Origin of the sequence: Kocuria dechangensis, assembly GCF_014636775.1 — a bacterium.
Taxonomy (GTDB): Bacteria; Actinomycetota; Actinomycetes; order Actinomycetales; family Micrococcaceae; genus Kocuria; species Kocuria dechangensis.
The window spans coordinates 14,013-39,414 of record NZ_BMEQ01000005.1 but is presented as its reverse complement, the minus strand read 5'-3'; the positions used below and the strand labels follow the sequence as shown (position 1 = coordinate 39,414).

22 protein-coding genes are annotated in these 25,402 nt (G+C 74.1%); 16 read left to right on the top strand and 6 right to left on the bottom strand.

Going from position 1 to position 25,402, the window contains the following annotated elements; translation table 11 throughout:
- The first annotated feature begins 124 nt into the window (after nucleotides 1-124).
- Genes IEW07_RS06520 through IEW07_RS06500 form a run of 5 tightly spaced genes read left to right on the top strand, consistent with a single transcriptional unit; the run spans nucleotide 125 to nucleotide 5,403 of the window.
- Nucleotides 125-1,243 (top strand): iron-siderophore ABC transporter substrate-binding protein, encoded by a 1,119-nt coding sequence (locus IEW07_RS06520; protein ID WP_229741616.1) that lies wholly within the window; start codon nucleotides 125-127, stop codon nucleotides 1,241-1,243.
- A gap of 13 nt (nucleotides 1,244-1,256) precedes the next feature.
- The gene (locus IEW07_RS06515) at nucleotides 1,257-2,339 is read left to right on the top strand and encodes a FecCD family ABC transporter permease (RefSeq protein WP_188535462.1); all 1,083 of its coding nucleotides are present in this window, start codon (nucleotides 1,257-1,259) and stop codon (nucleotides 2,337-2,339) included.
- Nucleotides 2,336-3,430, top strand: coding sequence for a FecCD family ABC transporter permease (locus IEW07_RS06510; protein WP_229741615.1), 1,095 nt, complete (start codon nucleotides 2,336-2,338; stop codon nucleotides 3,428-3,430). The genes IEW07_RS06515 and IEW07_RS06510 overlap by 4 nt, the downstream gene beginning before the upstream one ends.
- Nucleotides 3,427-4,323 carry an ABC transporter ATP-binding protein gene (locus IEW07_RS06505; RefSeq protein WP_188535460.1) on the top strand — a complete coding sequence of 299 codons (897 nt, stop codon included), beginning with the start codon at nucleotides 3,427-3,429 and terminating at the stop codon, nucleotides 4,321-4,323. Before IEW07_RS06510 ends, IEW07_RS06505 begins: the two co-directional genes overlap by 4 nt.
- A 24-nt stretch (nucleotides 4,324-4,347) precedes the next feature.
- Nucleotides 4,348-5,403 (top strand): siderophore-interacting protein, encoded by a 1,056-nt coding sequence (locus tag IEW07_RS06500; protein WP_188535458.1) that lies wholly within the window; start codon nucleotides 4,348-4,350, stop codon nucleotides 5,401-5,403.
- A 37-nt stretch (nucleotides 5,404-5,440) separates the two neighbouring features.
- On the opposite strand, the gene IEW07_RS06495 is transcribed toward IEW07_RS06500, so the two are convergent.
- Together IEW07_RS06495 and IEW07_RS06490 are read right to left on the bottom strand one after the other, a co-directional pair.
- Nucleotides 5,441-6,199: a CPBP family intramembrane glutamic endopeptidase gene (locus IEW07_RS06495; RefSeq protein WP_188535457.1), complete on the bottom strand. Its 759-nt coding sequence runs from the start codon at nucleotides 6,197-6,199 to the stop codon at nucleotides 5,441-5,443.
- 72 nt (nucleotides 6,200-6,271) lie between these two features.
- Nucleotides 6,272-7,441 (bottom strand): PQQ-dependent sugar dehydrogenase, encoded by a 1,170-nt coding sequence (locus tag IEW07_RS06490; protein WP_188535455.1) that lies wholly within the window; start codon nucleotides 7,439-7,441, stop codon nucleotides 6,272-6,274.
- 106 nt (nucleotides 7,442-7,547) lie between these two features.
- Between IEW07_RS06490 and IEW07_RS06485 the strand changes: the two genes are divergently transcribed.
- On the top strand, nucleotides 7,548-8,411 hold the full coding sequence (locus IEW07_RS06485; protein ID WP_188535453.1) for a DMT family transporter: 864 nt from the start codon (nucleotides 7,548-7,550) through the stop codon (nucleotides 8,409-8,411).
- Nucleotides 8,412-8,500: 89 nt separating this feature from the next.
- Nucleotides 8,501-9,796, top strand: coding sequence for a low temperature requirement protein A (locus IEW07_RS06480; RefSeq protein ID WP_188535451.1), 1,296 nt, complete (start codon nucleotides 8,501-8,503; stop codon nucleotides 9,794-9,796).
- 164 nt (nucleotides 9,797-9,960) lie between these two features.
- On the opposite strand, the gene IEW07_RS06475 is transcribed toward IEW07_RS06480, so the two are convergent.
- Entirely contained in the window at nucleotides 9,961-11,574 is a 1,614-nt protein-coding gene (locus IEW07_RS06475; protein ID WP_188535449.1) for an alpha/beta hydrolase, read from the bottom strand.
- 194 nt (nucleotides 11,575-11,768) lie between these two features.
- Complete coding sequence (locus IEW07_RS06470; protein ID WP_188535447.1) at nucleotides 11,769-13,205, bottom strand: DHA2 family efflux MFS transporter permease subunit; 1,437 nt, start codon at nucleotides 13,203-13,205, stop codon at nucleotides 11,769-11,771.
- A 208-nt stretch (nucleotides 13,206-13,413) separates the two neighbouring features.
- Between IEW07_RS06470 and IEW07_RS06465 the strand changes: the two genes are divergently transcribed.
- A complete protein-coding gene (locus IEW07_RS06465; RefSeq protein ID WP_188535445.1) occupies nucleotides 13,414-14,028 on the top strand; it encodes a hypothetical protein in 615 nt (204 codons plus the stop codon).
- Entirely contained in the window at nucleotides 14,025-15,620 is a 1,596-nt protein-coding gene (locus IEW07_RS06460; RefSeq protein ID WP_188535443.1) for a GMC family oxidoreductase, read from the top strand. The genes IEW07_RS06465 and IEW07_RS06460 overlap by 4 nt, the downstream gene beginning before the upstream one ends.
- A gap of 34 nt (nucleotides 15,621-15,654) precedes the next feature.
- Here IEW07_RS06460 and IEW07_RS06455 read toward each other — a convergent pair whose 3' ends face one another.
- Entirely contained in the window at nucleotides 15,655-16,461 is an 807-nt protein-coding gene (locus tag IEW07_RS06455) for an IclR family transcriptional regulator (protein WP_188535441.1), read from the bottom strand.
- An 80-nt stretch (nucleotides 16,462-16,541) separates the two neighbouring features.
- Complete coding sequence (locus tag IEW07_RS06450) at nucleotides 16,542-16,865, bottom strand: putative quinol monooxygenase (protein WP_188535439.1); 324 nt, start codon at nucleotides 16,863-16,865, stop codon at nucleotides 16,542-16,544.
- 194 nt (nucleotides 16,866-17,059) lie between these two features.
- On the opposite strand from IEW07_RS06450, the gene IEW07_RS06445 reads away from it, so the two are divergent.
- From IEW07_RS06445 to IEW07_RS06410, 7 genes are all read left to right on the top strand, one after another.
- Nucleotides 17,060-17,746, top strand: coding sequence for an HD domain-containing protein (locus IEW07_RS06445; protein ID WP_188535437.1), 687 nt, complete (start codon nucleotides 17,060-17,062; stop codon nucleotides 17,744-17,746).
- Between the two features lie 26 nt (nucleotides 17,747-17,772).
- Entirely contained in the window at nucleotides 17,773-18,579 is an 807-nt protein-coding gene (locus IEW07_RS06440) for an IclR family transcriptional regulator (protein ID WP_188535435.1), read from the top strand.
- A gap of 131 nt (nucleotides 18,580-18,710) precedes the next feature.
- Nucleotides 18,711-19,982 (top strand): cytochrome P450, encoded by a 1,272-nt coding sequence (locus IEW07_RS06435; protein ID WP_188535433.1) that lies wholly within the window; start codon nucleotides 18,711-18,713, stop codon nucleotides 19,980-19,982.
- 3 nt (nucleotides 19,983-19,985) lie between these two features.
- A complete protein-coding gene (locus IEW07_RS20900) occupies nucleotides 19,986-22,943 on the top strand; it encodes a PEP/pyruvate-binding domain-containing protein (RefSeq protein WP_229741614.1) in 2,958 nt (985 codons plus the stop codon).
- Complete coding sequence (locus IEW07_RS06420; protein WP_188535431.1) at nucleotides 22,940-23,737, top strand: SDR family NAD(P)-dependent oxidoreductase; 798 nt, start codon at nucleotides 22,940-22,942, stop codon at nucleotides 23,735-23,737. The genes IEW07_RS20900 and IEW07_RS06420 overlap by 4 nt, the downstream gene beginning before the upstream one ends.
- A gap of 43 nt (nucleotides 23,738-23,780) precedes the next feature.
- Nucleotides 23,781-24,101 (top strand): 2Fe-2S iron-sulfur cluster-binding protein, encoded by a 321-nt coding sequence (locus IEW07_RS06415; protein WP_188535429.1) that lies wholly within the window; start codon nucleotides 23,781-23,783, stop codon nucleotides 24,099-24,101.
- Nucleotides 24,102-24,103: 2 nt separating this feature from the next.
- The gene (locus tag IEW07_RS06410; protein ID WP_188535427.1) at nucleotides 24,104-25,402 is read left to right on the top strand and encodes an NAD(P)/FAD-dependent oxidoreductase; all 1,299 of its coding nucleotides are present in this window, start codon (nucleotides 24,104-24,106) and stop codon (nucleotides 25,400-25,402) included.

The following is a 25,402-nucleotide window of genomic DNA, read 5'->3' as shown; positions in this document are numbered from 1 at the left end:
ATGCTCCTGTTGCGTATTCCCCGGCTCACAGCCTAGGGTGAGGCCTGTTCTTTGGTTAGGCAAACCTTGCCTGACCGCCCGATCCGCACCGACGGCCCCGCCGTTCCGTTCGAAAGGGTGGCCCGTGGCCCCTGCACCGCTCCGCGCTCCGCGCCCGCTGTTCCCCCTCCCCTCCGCCGCTCCGCGCCCCGGTTCCCGCCGCCGCGCCGCGGCCCCGGCCGCCGTGCTGGCCGTGGGCGCCCTGCTGCTGACCGGCTGCTCGACCGGGGCCTCGGGCGGGGAGGCGGCGGGTGCCGACGCCGCGGAGGGCGCCACCGGCGAGTTCCCCCGCACGGTCCAGCACGTCTACGGCGAGACCACGATCGAGGATGCCCCCGAGCGCGTGGCCACCGTCTCGTGGGTCAACCACGACGTGGCGACCGCCCTGGGCGTGGTGCCGGTCGGCGTCCCGACCACCGACTTCGGCGCGAACGAGAACGGCTCCACCGACTGGTTCGACGCCGCGCTCGAGGAGTCCGGGGCCTCGGCCCCGCAGACCTACTCCGAGACGGACGGGATCGACTACGAGGCGATCGCGGCGCTCGAGCCGGACGTCATCCTGGGCGCCTACTCCGGGCTGACCCAGGAGGAGTACGACAAGCTCTCCGAGATCGCCCCGGTCGTCGCCTACCCGGAGGACGGCGTCGCCTACGGCACCTCCTGGCAGGACTCCACGGAGCTGATCGGGCAGGCCCTGGGCCGCGAGGAGAAGGCCCAGGAGGTCGTCGCGGACGTCGAGCAGCAGATCGAGGAGACCGCCGCGCAGCACCCCGAGCTCGAGGGCACCTCGTTCGTCTCGGGCACGATCGACCCGGCCGCCGCCGACCAGATCTACGCGTACACCGACGTCGACAACCGGCCGAAGTTCCTGAGCGCGCTCGGCATGGTCCAGTCCGAGGCCGTCACGAAGGCCGCCGAGGGCAAGGAGGACCAGTTCGCGATCACCTGGTCTCCCGAGAAGGCCGACGAGCTGACCTCCGACGTGTTCGTCAGCTGGGCCGCCGACGAGGGCGTGCGCGAGGACATCGAGAAGGACCCCCTGCTCAGCCGCATCCCCGCCGTCGAGAACGGCGCCCTGGTGCTGCAGACCGACGCCCAGGAGGTGCTGTCCGTCTCCGCCGCGTCCCCGCTGAGCATCCCGTGGGCGCTCGAGAACGTGGTCCCGGACATCGCCGAGGCCGCCAAGACCGCCTCCGGCGAGTGAGGCCCGGCCCACGGTGAGCACGCTCTCCCCAGCCCGCACGACCTCCCCGGTCCCCGGTGCCGCCCAGCGGCACCGGGGCTCCGCCCTGCTCGGGGCCGTGGCCCTGCTCCTCGCCGCGGCCGCGGCGTCCCTGTTCTGGGGCGCCCGCTCCGTGGACCCGGCCACGGTCCTCGCCGTGCTGGGGCAGCTGCCCGCGGCCCTGCTCGACGGCGGGTGGTCGCAGGTCTCCGCGGGCCTGGGGATCGACGCCGCCGTGGTGCACAGCCGCATCCCGCGGACCTTCACCGCGGTGCTGGTCGGGGCGGCGCTGGCCGTGGCCGGCGCCGGGATGCAGGGGGTCAGCCGCAACCCGCTGGGCGACCCCGGACTGCTGGGGCTCACCGCGGGCGCGGCCGCCGCGGTGGTGCTCGGCATCGGGTGGCTCGGCGCCTCCGCGGCCTGGCAGCTCACCGCCCTCGCCCTGGCCGGCTCGGCGGTCGCCGCCGTCCTGGTCTTCGGCGTCTCCCGGCTGGGCGGCGGCTCCCCGACCCCCGCGGGGCTGGCCCTGTCCGGGGCGGCCGTCAGCGCGGGCTTCACCGCCCTGACCTCCTCCGCGGTGCTGGCCGTGCCCGCCGTCCTGGACCGGTTCCGGTTCTGGAACATCGGCTCGGTGACCCGCGCGGACCTCCCCGACGTCGCGGCCGTCGCGCCGCTCGTGCTCCTCGGCGTGCTCCTGGTGCTCGGCGGGTCCTCCGGGCTCAACGCCATGGCCCTGGGCGACGAGCTCGCCCACGGCCTGGGCGTGGACCTGGGCCTGCAGCGGGCCCTGGTCTTCGTGGGCGTGGTCCTGCTCTCCGGCGCGGCCACCGCCCTGGCCGGGCCCATCGCCTTCGTGGGCCTGCTCGTCCCCCACGCCGTGCGCCGCCTGCTGGGCGGAGACTACCGCTGGATCGTCGTGCTCAGCGCGGTGCTCGGTCCCGTGCTGCTGCTGCTCGCCGACGTCGTGGGCCGGGTCCTCACCCCGCCGCAGGAGATCCACGTGGGCGTGACCACCGTGGTGCTCGGCGTGCCCGTGCTGCTCGTGCTGCTGCGCCGGGGACGGAGCGTGGGCCTGTGAGCACCGCCCTGGCCCCGGACCCGGTCCGCCCGGCGCCCGCGTCCGCGTCCGCACAGGATCCCGCGGCCGCCGTCCGGGCCGTCCGCCGCGCCCGCGCCCGGCGGACCCGACGCGCCCTCGCGCTGCTGGTCCTCGCCCTGCTCGCGGCGCTGGCCGTGCGCGTGCTGCTGGGCCGCTACACCGTGACGGTCCCCGACTTCTTCGCGATCCTCACCGGGGAGCGGATCCCCGGGGCGAGCTTCATCGTGCTCCAGGAGAAGCTGCCGCGGGCCGTGCTCGGCGCCCTCGCCGGGATCGCGTTCGGCTGCTCCGGAGCCCTCTTCCGCCGGGTGCTGCGCAACCCCCTGGCCAGTCCGGACATCCTGGGGATCACCTACGGCGCCGCGGCCGGGGCCGTAGCCGGCATGGCGGTCTGGGGGCTGCGCGGCACGGCCGTGTCCTGGACCGCGCTGGCCGGGGCACTGCTGGCGGCCGTCCTCATCGCGGCCGCGTCCGTCCGGCTGCGGGGCGGCGCCGGGATCGTGGGCGAGCGGTTCCTGCTCGCCGGCATCGGCACCGCCTCCCTCGCCCAGGCGCTCACGGCGGCGATGCTGGTGCGGCTGTCCCTGAACTCCGCCCAGGACGCCGCGCTGTGGACCGCCGGCTCGCTGAGCGCGGCCACGTGGGAGCGGATCACGGTCCTCGGCGCGTGCCTGGCCGTGGCCGTGCCCGTCGCCGTCGTCGTCCACCGGTCCCTGGAGCCCGCGGAGCTGGGCCCGGAGCTGGCCGCCGGGCTGGGCGCGCACCCCGCCCGCAGCCGGGCCCTGGCCCTGGGGCTGGGCGTGGTCCTGGCCGCCGCGGCGACCGCCGCGACCGGCCCGCTCGCGTTCGTCGCCCTGATGTCCACCCCGGTCGCCACCGCCCTGACCCGCGGCCGGACCTCGATCGTGGCGTGCGCGCTGGTGGGCGCCGTCCTCGTCGTCGTCGCCGACGCCGTGGGCTCCGAGCTGCTCGGGGACGTGCGGCTGCCCGCCGGGGTCGTCACCGGGGCCGTCGGCGCGCCCGTGATGCTGTGGCTGCTCGTGCGGCAGCGGAGAGGGGCCTCGGCATGACCCCCGCCTTCCGGATCCGCGGGCTGGACCTCGGCTACGGGGACCGCCCCGTGGTGCACGAGGTCGACCTCGACGTCGCGCACGGGTGCACCACCGTGCTGATCGGCGCCAACGGCTGCGGCAAGTCCACCCTGCTCAAGGGCCTGTCCCGCCAGCTGCGCCCCGCCGGCGGCACCCTCGAGGCCGACGGCCGGGACGTGCGCTCCTGGTCCTCGCGCGAGTACGCCCGCTCCGTCAGCCTCCTGCCGCAGTCCCCGGTGGTCCCGGAGGGGCTCACGGTCGCAGAGCTCGTGGAGCGCGGCCGGCACCCGCACCGGAGGTGGTGGGGCGCGCCCTCCCCCGACGACGACGCGGCGGTGGCCCGCGCCCTCGAGCTCACGGAGCTCACCGCGCTGGCGGCCCGGCCCGTCGAGGAGCTCTCCGGCGGCCAGCGCCAGCGCGCGTGGATCGCCCTGACCCTGGCCCAGGGCGCCCGCACCATGCTGCTCGACGAGCCCACCTCGTTCCTGGACCTCGCCCACCAGGTGGACCTGCTCGACATGCTCCACGGGCTCGAGCACCCGGACGGCACGCGGGCCACCGTCGTCGCCGTCCTGCACGAGCTGAACCTGGCCGCGCGCGTCGCGGACCGGCTCGTGGCGATGGCCGACGGGCGGATCGTCGCCACCGGCACGCCCCACGAGGTGCTCACGCCCGCGCTGCTGGCCGAGGTCTTCGGCCTGCGGGCGGACGTGGCCCACGACCCGGTCGGCGGGCACCCCGTCGTCCTGCCCCGCGGCCGCGCCCGCGAGGGCTCGTCCCCCGACCTGCCCGACCTGCCCGTACTGTCCGACCTGCCCGACCTGCCCGCGGTCCCGGCCGCGCCGTCCGCCGCCGAGCCCGCCCGCCGGTGAGGAACCGACCGTGAGGATCCGACCATGACCCTGGCCCACCGCCCCGAGACCCCTGTGCCCGCCGAGCCCGCCGTGCCGGCCGCCGACCCCGTGCTGTGCGTCGAGGCCGCCGTGACGTCGGTGACCCGGCTGTGCCCGTCGTTCCGCCGCATCACGCTGGCGGGCCCCGAGCTGGGCACGCTCTCCCCCGCCCTGATCGGCGACGGCGGGCTGACCCGCTGCCGCGACGCCTACGTCAAGCTGCTCGTCCCGCCGCCCGGGCGCGCCCCGGAGCGGGCCGACCTCTCGGCGGGGCTGCGGGAGGGCTGGTTCGCACGCCCCGCCGAGGAGCGGGGGTGGATGCGCACCTACACCGTGCGCAGCGTCCGGCGCACGGTGCTCGGGGGCGTCCCCGTGCCGGAGCTCGTGATCGACGTCGTGGTGCACGGCGGCCACGGCCAGGACGGGCCGGGCAGCCGGTGGGCCCGCACCGTGGCCCCCGGCGAGCGCGTCTACCTCCTCGGCCCGGGCCCGCAGGAGCGGCCGTGGGCGGCGTGGGACCACGGCGGGGCGCGGCGGGTCCTGGCCGTCGGGGACGAGACCGCGGCCCCGGCCCTGATGTCCGTGGCGGAGGAGTTCACGGAGACCGCGCACGGCCCGGCGCAGGACGGGGCCCGTCCCCGCCTCGACGTCGTGCTGGAGGTGCCGCACGCCGAGGACGTGGCCGCGCACCGCCTGCTCGCCGACCTGCCCGACGTGCGCCTGCACGTCCTGCCCCGCGCGGGCGGCGGCGGCCGGGCCGGCCACGGGCACCGGGCCGCGGTGCGGCTCGCGCACCTGCTGGAGCTGCCGGGCAGCGCCGTGGACGACGTCCTGGCGGGGCGGCGCCCGCAGCGGGGCCTGGCCGTGGCGGAGGACCCCTCCGAGCCGCGGGCGTGGTCCGTGGCGGCGCCCGCGCGCCCCGACGTCCCGTACGTCTTCCTGGCCGGCGAGTCCGGGACGGTCAAGGCCCTGCGCCGCCTGTGCGTGGACGCGGCCGGGATCCCGAAGGAGCACGTGTCCTTCATGGGCTACTGGCGGCAGGGCCAGGCCGAGTCCTGAGCCGCTCCTGCCCCGGCCGGGAGCCGGAGGGAGCGCCTCAGGAGTGGCCGCGCCGCGCGAGCACGGCCGCGGCGCCCGCGGTCAGGGACGCCGCGACCCACGGGTCGTAGGACGCCCCGGCACCCTCGGACACCGCCCATGCCACGTTCGACGACGCATGGCCCAGCACCGCCGGCCACAGACCCGCCCCCGACCGGACGGCCAGGGCCACCAGCAGCACGCGCAGCGCCACGCTGAAGAGGCTCTGCCCGAGGATCCACATCCCTCCGTGCCCCAGCTGGAGCCAGGGCACGACGTGCCACAGCGACCAGAACGTCCCGATCAGCACGCCGGCCGCCACCGGACCGGTGCGGCGCAGCAGGCGGGGCAGGGCGAAACCGGTCCACCCGATCTCCTCCGCGAGCGCCGGGGCCAGGAACACCGCGCACAGCAGGAGCACTTCCCCCGGTGTCACCCCCTGCCAGGGCGCCCGTCCGCCCACGAGCGCCTCCAGGGCCAGGATCCCGGGCATGACGACGACGGCCGTCGCCCACCAGTGCCACCCGGTCCGGACGGGCCGCAGCCGGCGCACCAGCTCTGCGGCGGCGCCCCGTCGTGCCGCCACGATCCACGCCGCGAGGGCGGGGCAGACGACCATCAGCGCCGAGGCGGGCAGCTCCGCGCGCGTCCACGCGGTGAGCTCCCCGAGCAGCGGCCCCGCCACCCAGAACACCGCCCCGAGCAGGACCACGAGGAGGGCGTAGGCGAGCAGGCCCGCGTCGTCGTCCGCGTGGCGCGGTCCTGCCGTGCTGTCCATGTGCGTGCCCGACGCCCCCGCCCGATGCGTGTCCCTCCAGGTTCCCGCGGCCGCCTCCGGCCGGGCCGGCTGCTACGTGCGGGGGCTGACCCGCAGCACCACGTCGTCGTCGCCGTTGTCGGTCGTGACCCACAGCGCGCCCTCGTCGTCGAGGGTCAGGGAGCGCAGCCGGCCGTGCTCGTCCTCCAGCTCCGCGATGCGGGTGGTGCCGGTGATCGCCGTGCCGTCGACCCGGTGAACCCCGACGCCGGTGTTCTTCAGCTCCGCCACGGCCAGCGCGCCGTCCCATGCGCCCCACTGCCCGCCCTCCAGGAAGACGGCCCCGCTGGTGGCCGTGGTCGGGTCGCCGGAGGACCAGACCGCCTCGACGGCGCCGGGAAACTTCTCGAGGTCGGTCATCGGCACCGACTCGTCGTAGCCGGGCACCGGGTCCCAGCCGTAGTTGCCGCCGGGCTCCAGGACGTTGACCTCGTCGTCCACGTCGGGGCCGTGCTCCACCTCCCACAGGGTGCCCGTCCCGGGCTGCACCGCCAGCCCCTGCACGTTGCGGTGCCCCAGGGTGTACACCGCCGCGGCGTCCCCGCCCCGGCCGGCGAACGGGTTGTCCTGCGGGACGGTGCCGTCGGGGTTCAGCCGCAGCGTCTTGCCCCCGAGCGAGCCGGGGTCCTGCGGGTTCTCGCCCCGGGCGGCGTCGCCGGTGCCGACGCGCAGGGTGCCGTCCGGGGCGAAGCGCAGCCGGCAGCCGCTGTGCCGGCCGCTGCTGACGGGCAGGCCGTCGACCACCGTGCCGATGCGCTCGGCCCGCGTGGCGCCGTCGTCGAGCCGCCACCGGGTGACCCGCACGTCCCGCGGGCGCCCGTCGTCCTGCGTGGCGTGGCACAGGAAGATCTCCCGGGTCCGCCCGAAGTCCGGGGAGACCTCCAGCCCCATCAGCCCGGCCTCGCTGCCGACGAAGAGGTCCCCCAGGTCGGCCTCGACCTGCCGGGTGCCCCGGTCGTCGTGGGCGAGCAGGCGGCCGCCGCGCTCGGTGACCAGCGCGGTGCCCTCCGGGGTGAAGGTCACGTCCCAGGGGTGCTCCAGGCCGTCGAGCACGACCTCGACGGACAGGGCCGGCCCGGTGGGCGAGGGCCACGGCGTCCCGGCGGCCGGTCCGTCCGCGGCGCCGGAGCCGTCCGGGGCGCACGCGGTCAGCAGCAGGGCGGCGGCGGCGAGCGCCGCGACCGTGTGTCGGCGGACGTTCATGGGGACAATGTATCCCCGGATGCCGGGGCACGGAACGGTCCCGCGGCCACAGGATCGGGAGCCCGTGCCGGTCACGGGATCTCGAGCGGGAGTGGGGAGCACGGACATGGATCGCAGCACGACGGCGTACGCACGGCTGATCCTGCTGGGCGCGCTGGCCCCGGTCGTGTGGGGCAGCACCTACGTGGTCACCACGGAGCTGCTGCCCCCGGACCGGCCCATGACCGCGTCCCTCCTGCGGGCCCTGCCGGCCGGGCTGCTGCTGCTCGCGCTCACCCGGCAGCTGCCCCCGGCGGCCTGGTGGGGGCGGCTGGTGGTGCTGGCGCTGCTCAACTTCGGGGCCTTCTTCCCCCTGCTGTTCCTGGGCGCCTACCGCCTGCCCGGGGGCCTGGCCGCCGTCGTGGGCTCGGCCCAGCCCCTGGTCGCGGCCGCGCTGGTGTTCGCCCTGTTCCGCCAGCGCACCCCCGCTCCACGCCTGCTGTGGTCCCTGGCCGCCGTCGCGGGCGTGGCGGTGGCGGTCTTCACCGGGCCCTTCACGCTGGACGCGCTGGGGCTCACCGCGGCCTTCGCCGGGACCGTGATCATGGCCGCCGGGGTGGTGCTGACCCGACGGTGGGAGCTGCCCGAGGGCCTGAGCGGGCTCGCCGCGACCGGGTGGCAGCTGACGCTGGGCGGGCTGATGATCGCGCCGCTGGTGCCGCTGCTGGACACCGGGCCGTTCGTGCTCACGCCGCAGGCGGTGGCCGGCTACGCCTGGCTGGCCCTGCCCGGCGGGGCGATCTCCTACGCCGCGTGGTTCCACGCGGGACGGCGGGTGCCGGCCACCAGCCTGACGCTGCTCATGCCGCTGATCCCGGTCACGGCCGCGCTCCTGGGCTGGGTGGTGCTGGGCGAGACGCTCACGGGGCTTCAGGCCGCCGGGTTCGGGCTGGCCCTGGTGGCCTCCGTCGCCGGGCAGCTCCGGCGGTAGGCGGTCCTCCCCGGCCCGGCCGGTGGTCTGTGGTCCGGGAGGGGCCGGCGGTACCATGTCGGCACGGGACCGCGACGATCGGACTGGCCATGGCGAGAACCGCGATCATCTGGGTCCGGCCCACGGAGTCCACCCACCGGGTCACGACCCTGGAACTGTTCTTCGACCTGGTCTTCGTCTTCGCGTTCATCCAGGTCACGCGGCTGATGACGGCCGACCCCACGGTCGTGGGCGCGGCCCGCGGGCTGCTGCTGATGGCGATGCTGTGGGCCTCCTGGAGCGCCTACGCCTGGCTGGGCAACCAGGCCCGGGCCGACGAGGGGCTGGTCCGCGCGACATTCGTGGGGGCCATGGTTGTGATGTTCGTGGCGGCCCTGGCCATCCCGGAGTCCTTCGCCGACCTCCCCGGCGGGCTGTTCGCGCCCTTCGTGTTCGCCGTCTGCTACACGGTGGTGCGGCTGGCGCACCTGGCGTGCCACTTCGTGGTGGCGGGGGGCGACGCCGAGGAGCGGCGCCAGCTGCTGCGCACCGGCGCTCCCATCACGGCGTCGTGCGCCCTGATCGTCACGGGCGGGGCGCTGGGACCGCCCCACCAGACGGTGCTGTGGACGCTGGCGGTGGTCGTGAGCTACACCGGGGTCTGGGTGTCCGGCGTGGCCGGGTGGCGGCTGCCCAGCCCGGGGCACTTCGCCGACCGGCACGGCCTGATCCTCATGGTGGCGCTCGGGGAGTCCCTGATCGCGATCGGGTTCGGCGTCGCGGCGCACCCGCTCTCACTGCCGGCGGTCGCGGCCTCCGTACTGGGGCTGAGCGTAGCCGTGAGCCTGTGGTGGCTGTACTTCGACGTCGTCGCCCACGTCGCCGAGGGGGTGCTGCACCAGGTGCCCGAGGCCGAGCGGGCGGCCCTGGCGCGCACCTCCTACTCCTACCTGCACTTCCTCATCGTCGTCCCCGTCATCTTCATCGCCACGGGGCTGAAGGGCGTCCAGGAGCACGTCTCCGACCCTGCCCACCAGGAGCTCGCGGACCCGCTGACCGGTGTGCCGCTGGTCGCCCTCTACGCGGGCGTGGCGGTCCACCTGGCCGGGCACATCGCGTTCCGCCGGCGCGAGGTGGGCACCTGGAACGCCGAGCGCGGCGTCGTCGCCGTCCTCCTGGTCCTGCTGCTCCCCGTGGCGGGCCGGCTGCCCGCCCTCGCGTCGCTGGGCCTGGTCGCCGCGCTGCTGGCGGTCCTGGTGTGCTACGAGCTGCTGCGCTTCTGGCAGTACCGGGACGTGGTGCGCCACTCCGCCGACCCCGTGGCGGACCTCGCCCGCCTGCTCTGCGGGGACGGGCGGAGCGGCGGGCGGCCCGGTGGTCCTCCCGGTCCGGAAATCAAGTGGTGAACCGTGACCCAGCTCTCAGTAGGATGGGGCGAAGCCATCAGAGCTTCCCGCGATCCTGGTGGCCGGGCCGGTACGGGGTTCTCCTCGTGCCGGCCGCTTACTGGGCTCCCCCTGCCGGGCCCCTCCGCGAGCTTCCCGCCCGGCCCGCTCCGTGAACCCCCGGCTCAGCAGGTCTTCTCCTCGGCCGGGAGCGTGCCCTCGAGCAGGTAGGTGTTGACGATCGCGTCGACGCACGCGTTGCCGCGGGTGTAGGCCGTGTGCCCCTCGCCCCGGTACGTGAGCAGGTGCCCGGACTCCAGCTGCTCGGCGAGCGCCTCCGCCCACACGTAGGGCGTCGCCGGGTCGCCCGTGGTGCCGATCACCAGGATCGGGGCGGCGCCCGCGGCGTCGCGGACCACCCGGTCGGGGGCCGGGCCGTGCGGCCACTCCCCGCAGAAGACCTCGCCGTGGCTGAACAGGTCGCCGAAGGTCGGGGACGCCTCCTGGAGCTGGGCGTCCAGGGCCGCCATGGCCTCGGGGTCGGTGTCCACGGGGAGGTCGAGGCAGTTGATCGCCGTGTTGGCCTCGGAGCCGTTGTCCCGGTAGGTGCCGTCGGCGGCGCGCCCGTACCGGGCGTCGGCGAGGAACATCAGCGCGGTCCCGTCGCCCTGGTCCAGGGCCGGGATCAGCGCCTGGGTCAGCCACGGCCACAGGCGCTCGTCGTAGAGCGGGAGCAGCATCCCGGTGAGGGCGTCGTTCGCGGTCAGCGGCCGCCCGTCGGCGGTCGGCAACGGGGTCGTCTCGAGGCGCTCGAGCAGCGCGGCGACCTCCGCCGAGGCCTCCTCCGGCGTCCCCTCGAACGGGCAGCCGTCCATGGGCAGGCAGGACTCCACGTAGACCCGGAAGGAGCGCTCGAAGGCGTAGGCCTGCCCGAGGGTGACCTCGGCGTAGTCGAGGGTCGAGTCCATCGCCCCGTCCAGGACGAGCCGGCCGGTGTGCTCGGGGAAGAGGTCGGCGTAGGTGGAGCCGAGCTGCGTCCCGTAGGAGTACCCGACGTAGTCGAGATCCTCCTCCCCCAGGACCGCGCGCAGGACGTCCAGGTCCTGGGCCGCGCTGACGGTGTCGACCTCGGCGAGCAGCGGCCCGGTGTTGCGCGCGCACGCCGCGGCGTACTCCCGTGCGAACGCCGTGAGGTCGTCGAGGCCCTCCTCGGTGTCGGGGTCGATCTGGGTGGCGCGCATTGCGTCCATCCCGGCGTCGTCCAGGCACTCCACGGCCGTGGACGACGCCACGCCCCGCGGGTCGAAGCCCACCAGGTCGTACGCCGCCCGGATCCGGGGGTCCAGACCGGCGGCCCACGCCTCCAGCGACTGCGTCCCGGAACCGCCCGGCCCGCCGAAGTTCACCAGCAGGGATCCGGTGCGGGCGGCCGCGTCCGTGCTCCGCACCCGCTTCACCGCCAGCTGGACCTGCGCGCCCGCCGGGTTCGCGTAGTCCAGGGGCACCTGGAGCGTGGCGCACTCGGCGCCCAGGCCGCACGGGGCCCAGGTCAGGACCTGGGCGTAGAAGCTCTCCAGCCCGGGCGGGACCTGCGCGACGGCCACGACGCCGCTCTGCGGGACGGCCGCCTGCGGGGCGGCCACCGCGCCGGCGGGGCCGCCCGCGAGGAGCACGGCGACCGCCAGGGCGGAGGCGGCACGGCGACCGCCGTGGCGGTCGCCGTGCCGCCGGCCGGTCCCGGCGGGGCTGTCGGGGCTGTCGGGGTTCTCGGGGCTGGGGCTGCTGGCGGCAGGGCGCATGACACCACGTCTTTCGGTCGACCTCGCCGGGGAAGGGAGCAGGACCGCGCGCGGACGCGCGTCGTGGCCGGTGGGGCACCGGTCGCGCGGCAGGCCCGGGCACGGGGGCGCCCGGCGCGTCCCCCGCCCCCCGGCACCGCGATCAACAGCCGTCTGACCAGGAAGTTCAGGGTAGGAAGGCGCCGTTCGGCCCGTCAAGGATGTGTCGCGGCGCGTACGTCCTCCGGTCGGCGGGCGAGGAGCGAGGACAGGAGCGCCCCGGCGGCCAGCAGCCCCGCGCAGGCCCAGGCGAGCAGCGCGAAGCCGTCCCGCACCCGCTCCGGGTCGGTGAGCCCGGCCCCGCCGAGTCCGCCCACCAGGGGGACGGCGGCGACGGCGAGCAGGCCGCCCGTGCGGGCGACGGCGTTGTTCACCCCGCTGGCCAGCCCGGCCCGGGCGTCGGGCAGAGCCGCCAGGGAGGCCGCGGTGAGCGGGGTGACGTACAGGGTCAGGCCGGCGCCGAAGACCGCGACGGGGAGCAGGACGTCGCGGACGTAGTCGTCCGCGACGCCGGCCCGTCCCAGGAGGGCCGCGCCCAGCGCCGCGACGAGGAGGCCGGTGACGACGGGGCGGCGGGCGCCCGCGCGCCCCGCCCACCGGCCGGTCGCCGCCGAGCCCACCAGCATCACCAGGGTGAACGGGCTCAGGGAGAGCCCTGCGGCCAGGGGCGAGAGCCCCGCGCCCACCTGCAGCGTGACGGGCAGGGCGAAGAACACCGTGCCCATCGCCGCGTACGCCACGAACGTGACGAGGTTCGCGACGACGAAGGGCCGGGACGCGAAGACCGCCGGCGGCAGCAGCGGCGAGACCGCCCGGCGCTCCCGGAGCAGGAAGGCCCCCAGCAGCAGGACCGCCCCGGCGATCACCCCGCCCGCAGCCACGGGACCGGGACCGGCCCCGGCGGTCAGCCCGAGGGTCAGCGCCCCCAGGCCCGCCACGAGCAGGGCCGCCCCGGGCACGTCCAGCCGCACGCAGGCGCCCGGGTTGCGGGACTCGGGGAGGTGGCGGTGCGCGATGAGCGCCGCCACGGCCGCCACGGGCAGATGGACCAGGAACACCCACCGCCAGCTCCCCGCCTGCACGAGCCACCCGGCCACGAAGGGACCGGTGGCGGTCGCCACCGCGGTCAGGCCCGTCCACGCCCCGATGGCGCGCGCCCGGTCGGCCGGGGCGAAGGACGCCTCCAGGATCGCGATGCTCGCCGGCGCCAGCAGCGCGCCCCCGATCCCCTGCGCCGCCCGCGCGAGGATCAGTCCGGGGAGGTCGGGGGCCAGGGCGCACACCGCCGCGGAGAGGCTGAAGCACATCGTGCCGGCGAGGAAGATCCGGCGCCGCCCGTACCGGTCCCCCAGCGACCCGCCCAGCAGGACGAGCGACGCCACGGCCAGCGTGTACGCGTTGGCGACCCAGGTGAGCCCTGCCGCGTCCCCGCCGAGCTCCGCCCCCACGGCGGGCAGGGCGACGGGCACCGCGGTCATGTCGACGAAGGTCAGCGCGGAGCCGAGGACGGTGGCGGCCAGCACCCACCGGGCGCGCGCCCGGCCCCAGGTCAGCGGCGCGACCGGGACTCCGGTCCCCAGTGGTGTGCCCATCGCCAGCCCGTCCGTCACCGGCGCCGCCGCGGACGTCGCGGCGCCACGTGCGCCCAGTGTCCCACGGCCCCGTGCGTGCGGTCCCGCCTGCCCGGCGACCCTGTCACGCGACCACCCGTTCTCACTGGGCGATAACCACCCTGGTCCCTGGGCGTGATCCCCGTCACACTCGAATTCGCACCCGTCACTGCCGACGAGGAGGACAGCCATGGTCTATCCCGCGAAGTACTCCGCCCTCAACGCCCTCGCCCTCACGGACGAGGCCAAACGCACCCTCACCCGCGTCATCCGGGTGGCCTTCCCCCACCCGCAGATCCCGGACGGCCCGTACCTGCGGATGACGGACAAGATCGTGAGCGAGGCGGAGGGCTCCACCTGGTTCCGCATGGCCCTGACGCAGGGCCTGCTCACCCTGAACTCCCTGAGCGACAAGCCCTTCGTGGAGCTCTCCGACGAGGCCGCGCTGAACGTGCTCAAGCGCGTCGCGGACCTCGAGTTCTTCGGCTTCATCCGCCGCACCACGGTGCTCCACCTCTACGACGACCACGAGGTGTGGGAGGCCCTGGGCTACGAGGGCGAGTCCTTCTCCCGGGGCGGCTATCTGCACCGCGGCTTCGACGACCTCGACTGGCTGCCCGACCCGCGGATCGAGGAGTCCGACGAGGAGCTGGCCGAGGTCGGGCCCCTCGGCTACCAGGTCGCGAGCTGCGCCCCCAAGGAGGGCTGGAACCTGGACCAGCAGGGGGCCGCCGAGACCACCGACCAGCCCTTCAGCGACCTCTTCAAGGGGTCCGACATCATCGACCACGGAGAGACCGCATGACCACGACCAGCGACACGCAGCGCTCCGCGCAGATCGAGCTCGACGACGACTCCGCCGTCGTCGTCATCGGCTCCGGTGCCGGAGGCGGGACGCTCGCCCACGAGCTGACCGAGAAGGGCCTGAAGGTGGTGCTCCTGGAGGCGGGGCCGCACCTCACCCCCGACGACTGGGTCAACGACGAGTGGGAGGCCTTCCACCAGATGGCCTGGCTCGACCCGCGGACCACCACCGGGTCGTGGCGGATCGCCCGGGACTTCCCGAACCTGCCGGCGTGGATCGTCAAGGCGGTCGGCGGGACCACCACCCACTGGTCGGGGGCCACCCCTCGCTTCAAGGCGCACGAGTTCAGGACCCGCTCCGTCTACGGCCGCGTCGACGGCGCCAACCTCCTCGACTGGCCGATCGGCCTCGAGGACCTCGCCCCGTACTACGACCGGGCCGAGCAGAAGATCGGCTCCACGCACCGCCACGGCCGCCCTCCGCTGCCCGCCAACAACAACTACAAGGTCCTCGCCGCCGGCGCGGAGAAGCTCGGCTACCGCCACTACGCCACCGGCCCCTACGGGACGAACGCGGAGCCCTACGACGGCCGGCCGGCCTCGATCCAGGACGGGTTCAACTTCCAGGGGGACAAGAACCGCTCGAAGTGGTCCATCCTCGTGTCCGAGATCCCCAAGGCGCTGCGGACGGGCAACCTCGACCTGCGACCCGGCTGCCAGGCCGTGCAGATCACCCACACGGAGAAGGGCCTCGTGGACAGCGTGGTCTACGTGGACGCCGACGGCCAGGTGCAGCAGCAGAAGGCACGGCTCGTGGCGGTGGCCTGCAACGCGATCGAGACGCCCCGGTTGCTGATGCTCTCGGGCTCCCCGCTGTTCCCGGACGGGCTCGCGAACTCCTCGGGCCAGCTGGGCCGCAACTACATGCGCCACACCACGGGCTCCGTCTACGCGCAGTTCGACCGGCCGGTGCACATGTACCGGGGCGAGACGATGGCGGGGATCGTCGCGGACGAGTCGCGGCACGACGTCGACCGCGGGTTCGCCGGCGGCTACTACATGGAGACCATCTCGCTGGGGCCCGCGTTCCTGGCCAGCTTCGCGGACCCGGGGTCCTGGGGCCCGGACTTCACCGCCCTGCTGGACGGCTACCGGAACACGGCCGGGATGTGGGTCGTGGGCGAGGACATGCCGCAGGAGACCAACCGGGTCACGCTGAACTCCTCCGTCACGGACCACCTGGGGCTGCCCGTGCCCAACGTGCACTTCGACGACCACCCCAACGACATCGCGATGCGCAACCACGGCTACCAGCAGGCGTCGCTGCTCTACGAGTCCGTGGGGGCGCGCTCGGTGCACCACACCCCGCCCTACCCGGCCACCCACAACATGGGCACGGCCCGGATGAGCGAGCGGCCCGAGGACGGCGTGACCAACGCGTTCGGCCAGACCCACGACGTGCCGAACCTGTTCGTCTCGGACGGCTCGCTGTTCACGACCGGGGCGGCAGCGAACCCCACCCTGACCATCGTGGCGCTGGCCATCCGGCAGGCGGACTACATCGCGGAGCAGCTGGCGGGCCGGCACCTCTGAGCGGCCCCGCCCGCAGCGCGTCGCGGGCGGGTGCTCAGCCGGCCGACGGGCCGGAGGGGCAGCCGCCCGCGGCGCGCAGGGCGCGCCCCACGCGGTCCGCGGCGTCGCGCAGCACGGGCGCGAGCGCGCGGCGGCGGCGCTCGAAGTCCGCCGGCCGGAGGGAGACGGCCACGGACCCCAGGGTCCGTCCGGCGGCGTCGACCACCGGCGCGGCCATGCAGGAGGCGCCGGGCACGAACTCCTCCCGCTCCACCGCGATCCCCTCCGCCCGGACCAGCGCCAGCTCCTGCCCCAGGACCTCGGTCGTGGTGAGCGTCCGGTCCGTCAGCGCCGGCATCCCGTGCCGGTCGAGGTAGTCCGCGACCTCGTCGTCGTCCATGCCCGAGAGCAGGATCTTGCCGAAGGCGGTGGCGTGGGCGGCGTCCGTGAACCCGAAGTCCATCGGGTCGATCCGCGGCCGGTGCGGGGAGTCGACCACGTGCGCCACCACGATCGCGTCGCCGCGGTGGACCGCGAAGTAGGCCGCGGCGTCGGCGGCCGCGTGGAGCTCCTGGACGGCGCGCTTGACCGTGGCCGGGGTCCCGACCTGCTGGCGCAGGGACGCGTCCAGCGCGTGGACCTTGTAGCCCAGCCCGTAGCGCTTCTCGTCCCTGAGGTGCACCACGTGCTCGGAGGCCACCAGCGTCTGCAGCAGGCGGTAGACCGTGGGCAGCGGGATGGCCAGCTCGGCGCTGATGTCCTTGGCCGTGGCGCCCCGCGGGTCGCGGGCCACGACGTCCAGCAGCGCGAAGGCCTTCTGGACGGAGGCCATGCCGGTCTGCGGGACGTCGGATGTGGTCATGCCTCATATCCTGTCGCGCGGCACCGCGCGTGCCAAGGCCCCGGGAGCGGCGCTCCCGGGGCGGCGGCGCCGCGGGGGCGCTACTGCTCGACGGTGATCTCGCCCATCCGGTTCCAGCCCTCGGCGGAGATCTGCTCGCTGATGATCTGCGGGGTCTCCACGAGCGCCTGGGGCGCCTCCGCGGTGAACGTGCGGAAGTGGTCGCTGTTGACGTGCGGGGCCGCGCCGTCGTCCTTGAAGGCCTCCACGAGCACGAACTCGCTGGGGTCGTCCACGCTGCGGGACCAGTCGAACCACAGGTTGCCCGGCTCCCTGCGGGTCGCCTCGGTGAACTCCCGGCTGAAGTCCAGCCAGCGGTCGGCCCAGTCCGGCTTCACCTTGAACTTGACGACGATGAAGATCATGCCTGCTCCCTCTCTCTGTCTCTCTGTGGATGCGCCCCGGCGCGGGGCTCCTCCCGCCAGTCTCCCGGCCCGCGGCGCGACGCGCCAAGGACGGTTATCGCGGACCGATAACCGGGGCGGCCGGATTCCCCCGAGCATCCGGTGAGTGGATGACGGGCCTTCCCAGGCCGGCGCGGGGCGTGTTCCATGGCGGCATGACTCCTGCCTCCCGCACGCCGCAGCACACCGCCGACGACGATCTCGCGGCCGCGATCCCGCCCGCGGCGGAGGTGGCGGGCGTCTTCGGGCTGTCGGCGCCGGAGCGCCGGATCTGGTCCCGCGCCAAGGCCTTCCTGGACGTGCGCAACAACGACGTCCACAGCCTCTACGCCTACGGGATCGCACGCCAGCTAGTTCAGCTGACCCCTGGGGCCGATCCCGACGTGGTCCTTCCGGCCATCCTCCTGCACGACACCGGCTGGTCGCAGGTGCCTCCCGAGCTCGTGCTCACCGCGATCGCACCGGGCGGCGGGCGCCCCGACCTGGTGCGGACCCACGAGGTGGAGGGGGCCCGGATCGCCTCGGAGATCCTGCGCGGGATCGGCTACGACGAAGGGCTGATCCGGCGGATCGCCGCCATCATCGACGGGCACGACTCCCGCCGCGAGGCGCTCTCCGCGGACGACGCCGTCGTCAAGGACGCGGACAAGATCTGGCGCCTCACCCCGCACGGGATCAGCACGGTGATGGGCTGGTTCGGGCTCACCCACGAGCAGGCCCACCGGCTGTGCGGCTACCGTGTGCATGACCACCTCTTCACCGACGCGGGGCGGGCCATGGCGGCGGGCTTCGCCGCCGTCGCATCGATCGACGACGAACCGGAGCGCCTCGCCCTGTCCTGAGCGCCCGGCGCACGAAGGAGGCGCGCATGGCCGGCGGGTCCAACGAGCCGGGGCGCTCGGTCGTCTCCAAGGCGCTGTCCGTCCTGGAGGCGTTCGAGAACGACCGGCGGGCGCTGAGCCAGAGCCAGATCGTGGAGCTCACCGGCCTTCCGCAGAGCACCGTGCACCGGCTGCTCGCGGAGCTGGTCGACTGGGGGGCGCTGAGCCGTGACGTCAACGGCCGCTACCAGATCGGCATGCGGCTGTGGGAGCTGGGCCAGAACGCCGGCCGGCAGCTGCGGGAGATCGCCCGCCCCTTCGTCCTGGACCTCTACTCCCTCACCCGCGAGACGGCGCAGATCGCGGTGCGCGACGGCACCGACGCGCTCTACATCGACCGGGCCTACAGCTCCAAGCGGGTGCCGCGGGCCTCGCGGGTCGGCGGGCGCCTGCCGCTGCACGCCACCGCCGTGGGCAAGGTGCTGCTGGCCTTCGAGGAGCCGTGGGTCCGCGACGCCTACCTGCAGCAGGACCTGCAGGCGGTCACCCCGCACACCCACGTGGCGCCGCGGCGCCTGGCGGAGGAGCTCGAGGCCGTGCGGGAGCAGGGCTGGGCCGGGACGGCGGAGGAGGTCCGGCTCGGCGCCTGCTCCGTCGCCGTGCCCGTGCGGCACCGGGAGGGCCGGGTCGGCGCGGCCCTGGGGCTGGTCATGTCCTCGGCGCAGGCCGCGACCATGACCCGCCACCTGCCCACCCTGCGCGGCGTGGCCCATCAGATCGAGGCCGCCACAGCGCACGTGCCGCTGAGCACCATCCGGCGGGTCACCGATCCCAGGAACGGCGCCCGCCCCTGATCGGGGGCGACGCTCCGGCGTGCCGCCCGAGCGGATCATGATATCCACTCAGTGGATGAGCAGCATTGGTGTGACCGGGCTCACGGGACATGCTGGTGGTCAACCGCACCGCATGTCCCGAAGGAGCAGCGATGACCACCGCGCAGGACCAGACGCCCACGACGGCCGCCACCGGAGGGTGCCCCGTCGCCCACCACGGCTACGAGCCCTTCCAGCAGAACGACCCCTTCCCGGCCTACCGCAGCCTCCGCGCCGAGGAGCCGGTGATGTACGACGAGCGGATCGGCTACTGGGTGGTGACCCGCTACGAGGACGTCAAGGCCGTCTTCGGGGACTGGGAGACCTTCAGCTCCGAGAACGCCCAGGCGCCGGTGCGGGAGCGAGGTCCCGAGGCGAAGCGGATCATGGAGGAGGGCGGGTTCACCGCCTACTCGGGGCTCTCCGCCCGCGTGCCCCCGGAGCACACCCGGATCCGGGGGATCGTGCAGAAGGCCTTCACCCCGCGCCGCTACAAGGCCCTCGAACCGTTCATCCGCGACAACGTGGCGCGGCTCCTGGAGCGGATGCTCGAGCGCGAGGACCGCACCGGCGACCTCGTCCGGGACCTGGCCTACGACGTGCCGACCATCACGATCCTGACCCTCTTCGGCGAGGACATCGACCAGATCGACACGTTCAAGCGCTGGTCGGACTCCCGCGGCGCCATGACCTGGGGGGACCTCTCCGACGAGGAGCAGATCCCGCACGCGCACAACCTCGTGGAGTACTGGCAGAAGTGCCTCGGGATGGTGGAGAAGGCCCACCGGGAGGGCGGGGACCACCTCGTGGCCGACCTCGTGAAGGCCCAGGAGGCCGGGGCGGAGATCACCGACCACGAGATCGCCTCCGTGTGCTACAGCCTCCTGTTCGCCGGCCACGAGACGACGACGACGCTCATCTCCAACACCCTGCGCATGCTGCTCTCCCACCCCGGGCAGTGGCGGAAGCTCCAGGAGGAGCCCAAGAAGATCCCCGGCGCCGTGGAGGAGGTGCTCCGCACCAGCCCCTCGATCGTCGCCTGGCGGCGCAAGGCGCTGCGGGAGGCCGAGGTCGGCGGCGTGACCATCCCCGAGGGCGGTCAGCTGCTGCTGGTCATGGGCTCCGCCAACCGGGACGAGGCCGTGTTCGAGAACGGCGAGGAGTTCGACATCGACCGGCCGAACTCCCGCGAGCACCTGGCCTTCGGCTACGGCATCCACTACTGCCTCGGCAACATGCTCGCCAAGCTCCAGACCCGCATCACGGTCGAGGAGACCCTGCGGATCGCGCCCCACCTGCGGCTGAGCGATCCGGACGCCATCACCTTCGGCGAGAACCTGTCCTTCCGAGCACCCGTCGCGGTGCCCGTCATCTGGGAGTCCTGAACCGTGCAGAACACGCGATACATCGAATTCTTCGACGGCGGCGCCGAGCCGCAGCTCGAGCGACTGGGCGGCAAGTGCGCCTCGCTCGTGTCCATGACCGCCGCCGGCATGCCGGTGCCCCCCGGCTTCGCGGTGACCACCGATCTCTACGACGCGTTCCTCGAGTCCGCCGGGATCAAGGACGACATCCGGCGGCTGCTCTCCGGGATCGACCCCGACGACGTCGCGCACGTCGAGGAGGTCTCCGCCCGGATCCGCGAGGAGATCTGCTCCCGCCCGGTGCCGCAGGCCCAGCGGCAGCAGACCATCGACGCCTACGAGGCGCTGCAGGCCCGCTTCGAGAAGCCCGCCCCGCTGGCCGTGCGCTCCTCCGCCACCGCCGAGGACCTCCCCGAGGCGTCCTTCGCCGGCGCCGCGGACACCTACCTGTGGCTGACCGACCGCCAGTCGGTGCTCGAGCACATCCGCAAGTGCTGGGCCTCCCTCTACACCGCCCGGGCCATCCTCTACCGGCTGCGCAACGGCATCCCGGAGGACGGGCTGTCCATGGCGGTGGCCGTGCAGAAGATGGTCAACGCCGAGACCGCCGGCGTGGCCATGACCCTCGACCCGTCCACCGGGGACCGCTCGAAGATCACCATCGACGCCTCCTGGGGCGTGGGGGAGATGGTCGTCTCCGGGCAGGTCACCCCCGACAACCTCCAGCTCGACAAGGTCACCTTCGCGGTGGTCTCCGAGCACATCGGCGACAAGCACGCGGAGCTCGTCCCCGACGCCGCCAGCGGCTCGCTCCGGGAGGTCGAGGTCGACGCCGAGCGCCGCGCCCGCCGCTGCCTCACCGACGACCAGCTGCGGCAGGTCGCCGAGATGGCCAAGCGCGCCGAGACGCACTACGGGTGCCCCCAGGACATCGAGTGGGCCTTCGACCGGGACCTGCCGGCCGGGGAGAACCTGCTGCTGCTGCAGTCCCGTCCCGAGACCGTCCACTCGACCACCCCGGCGGAGACCGCGCCGGCCGCGGCGCCGGCGGGCCTGGGCGTGGTGGCCGAGCGGGTCGGCGCCGCCGACGACGTGGCCGTCAGGTCCTTCCCCAGCCCCTTCAGCGTGCAGACCCCCGAAGGCGCCGAGGGCTGGGAGCAGCTCTACCCCTACTACCTCGTCTTCCAGGAGACCCTGAAGGACCAGGACGGCCAGGAGTTCTGGTTCCAGAACTCCCAGCAGTGGCCCGTGGTGCTCAAGCCCTTCGAGACCATCGGGTGCGAGTTCGCGATCCGGCAGCTGGGCGAGTACAACTCCCGGCACCTGCTGATCCCCACCGCCAACGGCATCGACTACCGCATCCACCAGGGCTACCTCTACATGAGCCCCATCGCGGTGCCCCAGGAGGAGGTCGCCGAGCGCGTCACCCACTTCGAGGAGCGCGCGGGCCACTACTACCGCAACTGGGAGTCCCTGCTGGAGCAGTGGTACGGCAAGGTCAAGGGCACCATCCGCGAGATGGAGCAGCTCGAGTTCCGGCCGCTCCCGGAGATGGTGCCGCTCGAGGAGATCGTCTCCGGCAAGGGCAAGGACGGCTCCGAGGAGCTGTTCCGCTCCTACGACAAGCTGATCGACCTCGCCTACCAGAACTGGCAGTACCACTTCGAGTTCCTCAACCTCGGCTACATCGCCTACCTGGACTTCTTCGGCTTCTGCAAGGAGGTCTTCCCCAACATCCCCGACCAGAACGTCGCCACCATGGTCCAGGGCGAGGACATGGAGCTGTTCCGCCCCGACGACGAGCTCAAGAAGCTCGCGCTGCTGGCCCTGGAGCTCGGCCTCGACGGGCTCTTCGACCACCCGGAGGACGCCGACGGCACGCTCGGGCGGATCGGCGCCGCCCCGGGCGGCGACCGGTGGCTGGCCCAGCTCGAGGAGTCCAAGGACCCCTGGTTCAACTTCACCGTGGGCAACGGCTTCTACGGCCACGACCGCTACTGGATCGACCACATGGACATCCCGCTGACGTTCATCGCGGACTACATCCGCCGCGCCAAGGACGGCGCGCAGCTGATCCGGCCGATGGACGAGCTCGTGGCCGAGCGGGAGCGGATCATCCGCGAGTACCGGGACCTGCTCGGGGCCGAGCAGCAGGCGGCCTTCGACGAGAAGATCGCCCTGGCCCGGCTGGCCTACCCCTACGTGGAGAACCACAACTTCTACATCGAGCACTGGACCATGGGCACGTTCTGGCGCAAGGTCCGCGAGCTGTCCCGGCTGTTCGTGGACGCCGGGTTCTGGAACGACCCCGCCGACATCCTCTACCTCAGCCGGGAGGAGGTCCGCGGCGCGCTGTTCGACCTCGTCAACGCGTGGGGCATCGGCGCCAGGCAGCCCGTCGGCCCGAGCTACTGGGGCGCCGAGATCCCGCGCAGGGCGCGGATCGTCGAGGCGCTGAAGGCGCACCGGGCGGCCCCGGCCTTCAACACCCCGCCGGAGTTCATCACCGAGCCCTTCACCACGATGCTCTACGGCATCACCACCGACCAGGTCGCCCAGTGGCTGGGCCAGGACGAGCTGCCCGACGGCGTGTTCACGGGCATGGCCGCCTCCCCGGGCGTGGTCGAGGGGATCGCCCGCGTGGTCACCTCCGCCGACGAGCTGGGGCTGCTCCGGGACGGGGAGATCCTCGTGGCGCCCAACACCTCCCCGTCCTGGGGACCGGTGTTCGGCAAGATCAAGGCCACCGTCACCGACATCGGCGGCATGATGTCCCACGCCGCCATCGTGTGCCGCGAGTACGGGCTGCCGGCGGTGACCGGCGCCGGCTCGGCCTCGTTGGAGATCCGCAGCGGGCAGCGGCTGCGGGTGGACGGCACCAAGGGCGTCGTGACCGTTCTCGAGGAGGCCGAGGACACGACCGGGGCCGCCGGCGGGGCCCAGGGCTCCCGCCCGGAGGCCGTGCTGGAGGCGGCGTCGTGACCCCGTCCCCCGCCACCCCGCCGACCGCCGCCACGGGTCCGCGCGCCGACGGCTCCGCCCGCACCGTGATCGTCACGGGCGGGGCCGGCGGGCTCGGCCGGGCCTTCGCGCTCGGCTTCGCCGGCCGGGGCCACGACGTCGTCGTCGCCGACGTCAACGCCGAGGGCGCCGCCGAGACGGCCCGGCTCGTCGAGGCCGAGGGCCGCCGCGCCCTGGCCGTGACCGTGGACGTCACCTCCCCGGAGTCGACCGAGGCCATGGCGCAGGAGGCCGCGGCCTTCGGCGGCGGCCGGATCGATGTGCTCGTCAACAACGCCGCGATCTACGCCACGGTGACGCGCTCGCCGCTGGAGGAGATCGACCCGGCCGAGTGGGACCTCGTGATGGGGGTCAACCTCAAGGGACCGTGGTTGTGCGCCCGCGCCTGCAGCCCCTACCTCGGGGAGGGCTCCAGCGTGATCAACCTGTCCTCGGCGACCGTCTACAGCGGCTCCGAGAACTGGCTGCACTACGTGGCCTCCAAGAGCGGGGTGATCGGGCTGACCCGGGTCATGGCCAAGGAGCTGGGCCGCCGGGGCATCACCGTCAACGCCGTCGCCCCGGGCTTCACCCTCACCGAGGCCAGCTACGGGCTGATGCCGGACGCCGCGACCTACGGGGTGGACCGCGGGGCCCTCAAGCGGGCCAGCGAGCCGCAGGACATCGTGGGTGCGGCCCTGTTCCTGGCGGGCCAGGACAGCTCCTACGTCACCGGCCAGACCCTCGTGGTCGACGGCGGCCGCCAGTTCATCTGACCACCGCGCCGGCGGACGCCGGCGCCCTCCGAAAGGACGGACCATGCCCACTGTCACCTTCACCGACGCCCAGGGCGGGCAGCGCACCGTCGAGGCCGCCGCCGGGGACTCCGTCATGGAGACCGCCGTGCGCAACGGCGTGCCCGGCATCGTCGCCGAGTGCGGCGGCTCCCTCTCCTGCGCCACCTGCCACGTCTTCGTCGCCGAGGACGACCTCGAGACCCTCCCCCCGATGGAGGAGATGGAGGACGAGATGCTCTACGGCACCTCCGAGGACCGCCGGGACAACTCCCGCCTGTCCTGCCAGCTGAAGCTGGCGGAGGGCGCGGACCTGCACGTCACCACCCCCGAGACCCAGGTGTGATCATGGCCCAGGACCAGACGCGCAGCCACGGGCTGCTCATCATCGGCGCCAGCCAGTCCGGCGTCGCCCTCGCCGGCTCCCTGCGGGCCCTGGGCTACCAGGACCCCATCACGCTGCTGGGCGAGGAGGACCACCGCCCCTACCAGCGCCCGGCCCTGTCCAAGGAGTTCCTGCAGGACAAGGTGGACAAGGAGAAGCTGATCTTCCGGGCCCACCAGTACTGGGACGACCACCGGATCGAGCTGGTCAAGGGCGAGCGGGTCGAGCGGATCGAGAAGAACCCGGACGGTTCCGGCGTGGCCCGCTCGACCACCGGCGCCGAGTTCCCCTTCGACCGGCTCGCGCTGACTGTCGGGGCCCGGGCCCGCCGGCTCGAGCTCGACGGCGCGGACCTGGGCGGGGTGCTCTACCTGCGCAACGCCGACGACGCCCTGGAGCTCAAGGCGCAGCTGCCCTCCGCCGAGCACCTCGTCGTCATCGGCGGCGGGTTCATCGGCCTGGAGGCAGCCGCCAGCGCCCACGCCATGGGCAAGGCCGTCACGGTCCTCGAGGTCGGCCCCCGCCTGATCGGCCGCGCCGTGGGGGAGGAGACGTCGCAGTTCTTCCTCGACGCCCACCGCGCGGCGGGCATCGAGGTGCGGCTCGGCGTGCAGCTGTCCCGGATCGTCGGCGAGGACGGTCGCGTCACGGGCGTCGAGCTCGGCGACGGCACCGTGGTCCCGGCCGACATCGTGCTGGTCGGCATCGGCGTGGTCCCCAACACCGAGCTCGCCGAGGAGCTGGGCCTGGAGTGCGGGAACGGGATCCGGGTCGACGAGTACGCGCTGGCCTCCGACGGGCACACCGTGGCCATCGGCGACTGCGCCAACATGCCGAACCCGATCCCCGGCGCCCCCGCCGACGAGCGGTTGCGCCTGGAGAGCGTCAACAACGCGGTGGAGCACGCCAAGGTCGCCGCGTACTCGCTCACCGGCCGCCGCGAGGAGTACCGTTCCATCCCCTGGTTCTGGTCGAACCAGGGCCCGTACAAGCTGCAGATCGCCGGGTTGTCCGTCGGGCACGACCGCACCGTGGTCCGCCGCGACGGGACCGACGGGAAGCTGTGCGTGCTCTACTACCGCGACGGGCGGCTGATCGCCGCCGACTGCGTCAACAGCGGCGTGGACTTCCTGGACGTGAAGGCCGCCCTGACCAAGGGCCTGACCGTCCCGGCCGACGACGCCGCCGACCCGGCGCGGCGGCTCAAGGAGCTGGCCGTCTCCGGCGCCCCCGAACCCCTTCCCGCGACTCCCAGGAGCTGA

Coding starts and splice junctions, on each gene's coding strand:
- IEW07_RS06485 (WP_188535453.1), top strand. CDS start 7,548: ATGGATCGCAGCACGACGGCGTACGCACGGCTGATCCTGCTGGGCGCG.
- IEW07_RS06495 (WP_188535457.1), bottom strand. CDS start 6,199: ATGGACAGCACGGCAGGACCGCGCCACGCGGACGACGACGCGGGCCTG.
- IEW07_RS06435 (WP_188535433.1), top strand. CDS start 18,711: ATGACCACCGCGCAGGACCAGACGCCCACGACGGCCGCCACCGGAGGG.
- IEW07_RS06410 (WP_188535427.1), top strand. CDS start 24,104: ATGGCCCAGGACCAGACGCGCAGCCACGGGCTGCTCATCATCGGCGCC.
- IEW07_RS06500 (WP_188535458.1), top strand. CDS start 4,348: ATGACCCTGGCCCACCGCCCCGAGACCCCTGTGCCCGCCGAGCCCGCC.
- IEW07_RS06415 (WP_188535429.1), top strand. CDS start 23,781: ATGCCCACTGTCACCTTCACCGACGCCCAGGGCGGGCAGCGCACCGTC.
- IEW07_RS06490 (WP_188535455.1), bottom strand. CDS start 7,441: ATGAACGTCCGCCGACACACGGTCGCGGCGCTCGCCGCCGCCGCCCTG.
- IEW07_RS06455 (WP_188535441.1), bottom strand. CDS start 16,461: ATGACCACATCCGACGTCCCGCAGACCGGCATGGCCTCCGTCCAGAAG.
- IEW07_RS06450 (WP_188535439.1), bottom strand. CDS start 16,865: ATGATCTTCATCGTCGTCAAGTTCAAGGTGAAGCCGGACTGGGCCGAC.
- IEW07_RS06480 (WP_188535451.1), top strand. CDS start 8,501: ATGGCGAGAACCGCGATCATCTGGGTCCGGCCCACGGAGTCCACCCAC.
- IEW07_RS06470 (WP_188535447.1), bottom strand. CDS start 13,205: ATGGGCACACCACTGGGGACCGGAGTCCCGGTCGCGCCGCTGACCTGG.
- IEW07_RS06465 (WP_188535445.1), top strand. CDS start 13,414: ATGGTCTATCCCGCGAAGTACTCCGCCCTCAACGCCCTCGCCCTCACG.
- IEW07_RS06505 (WP_188535460.1), top strand. CDS start 3,427: ATGACCCCCGCCTTCCGGATCCGCGGGCTGGACCTCGGCTACGGGGAC.
- IEW07_RS06445 (WP_188535437.1), top strand. CDS start 17,060: ATGACTCCTGCCTCCCGCACGCCGCAGCACACCGCCGACGACGATCTC.
- IEW07_RS06460 (WP_188535443.1), top strand. CDS start 14,025: ATGACCACGACCAGCGACACGCAGCGCTCCGCGCAGATCGAGCTCGAC.
- IEW07_RS06440 (WP_188535435.1), top strand. CDS start 17,773: ATGGCCGGCGGGTCCAACGAGCCGGGGCGCTCGGTCGTCTCCAAGGCG.
- IEW07_RS06475 (WP_188535449.1), bottom strand. CDS start 11,574: ATGCGCCCTGCCGCCAGCAGCCCCAGCCCCGAGAACCCCGACAGCCCC.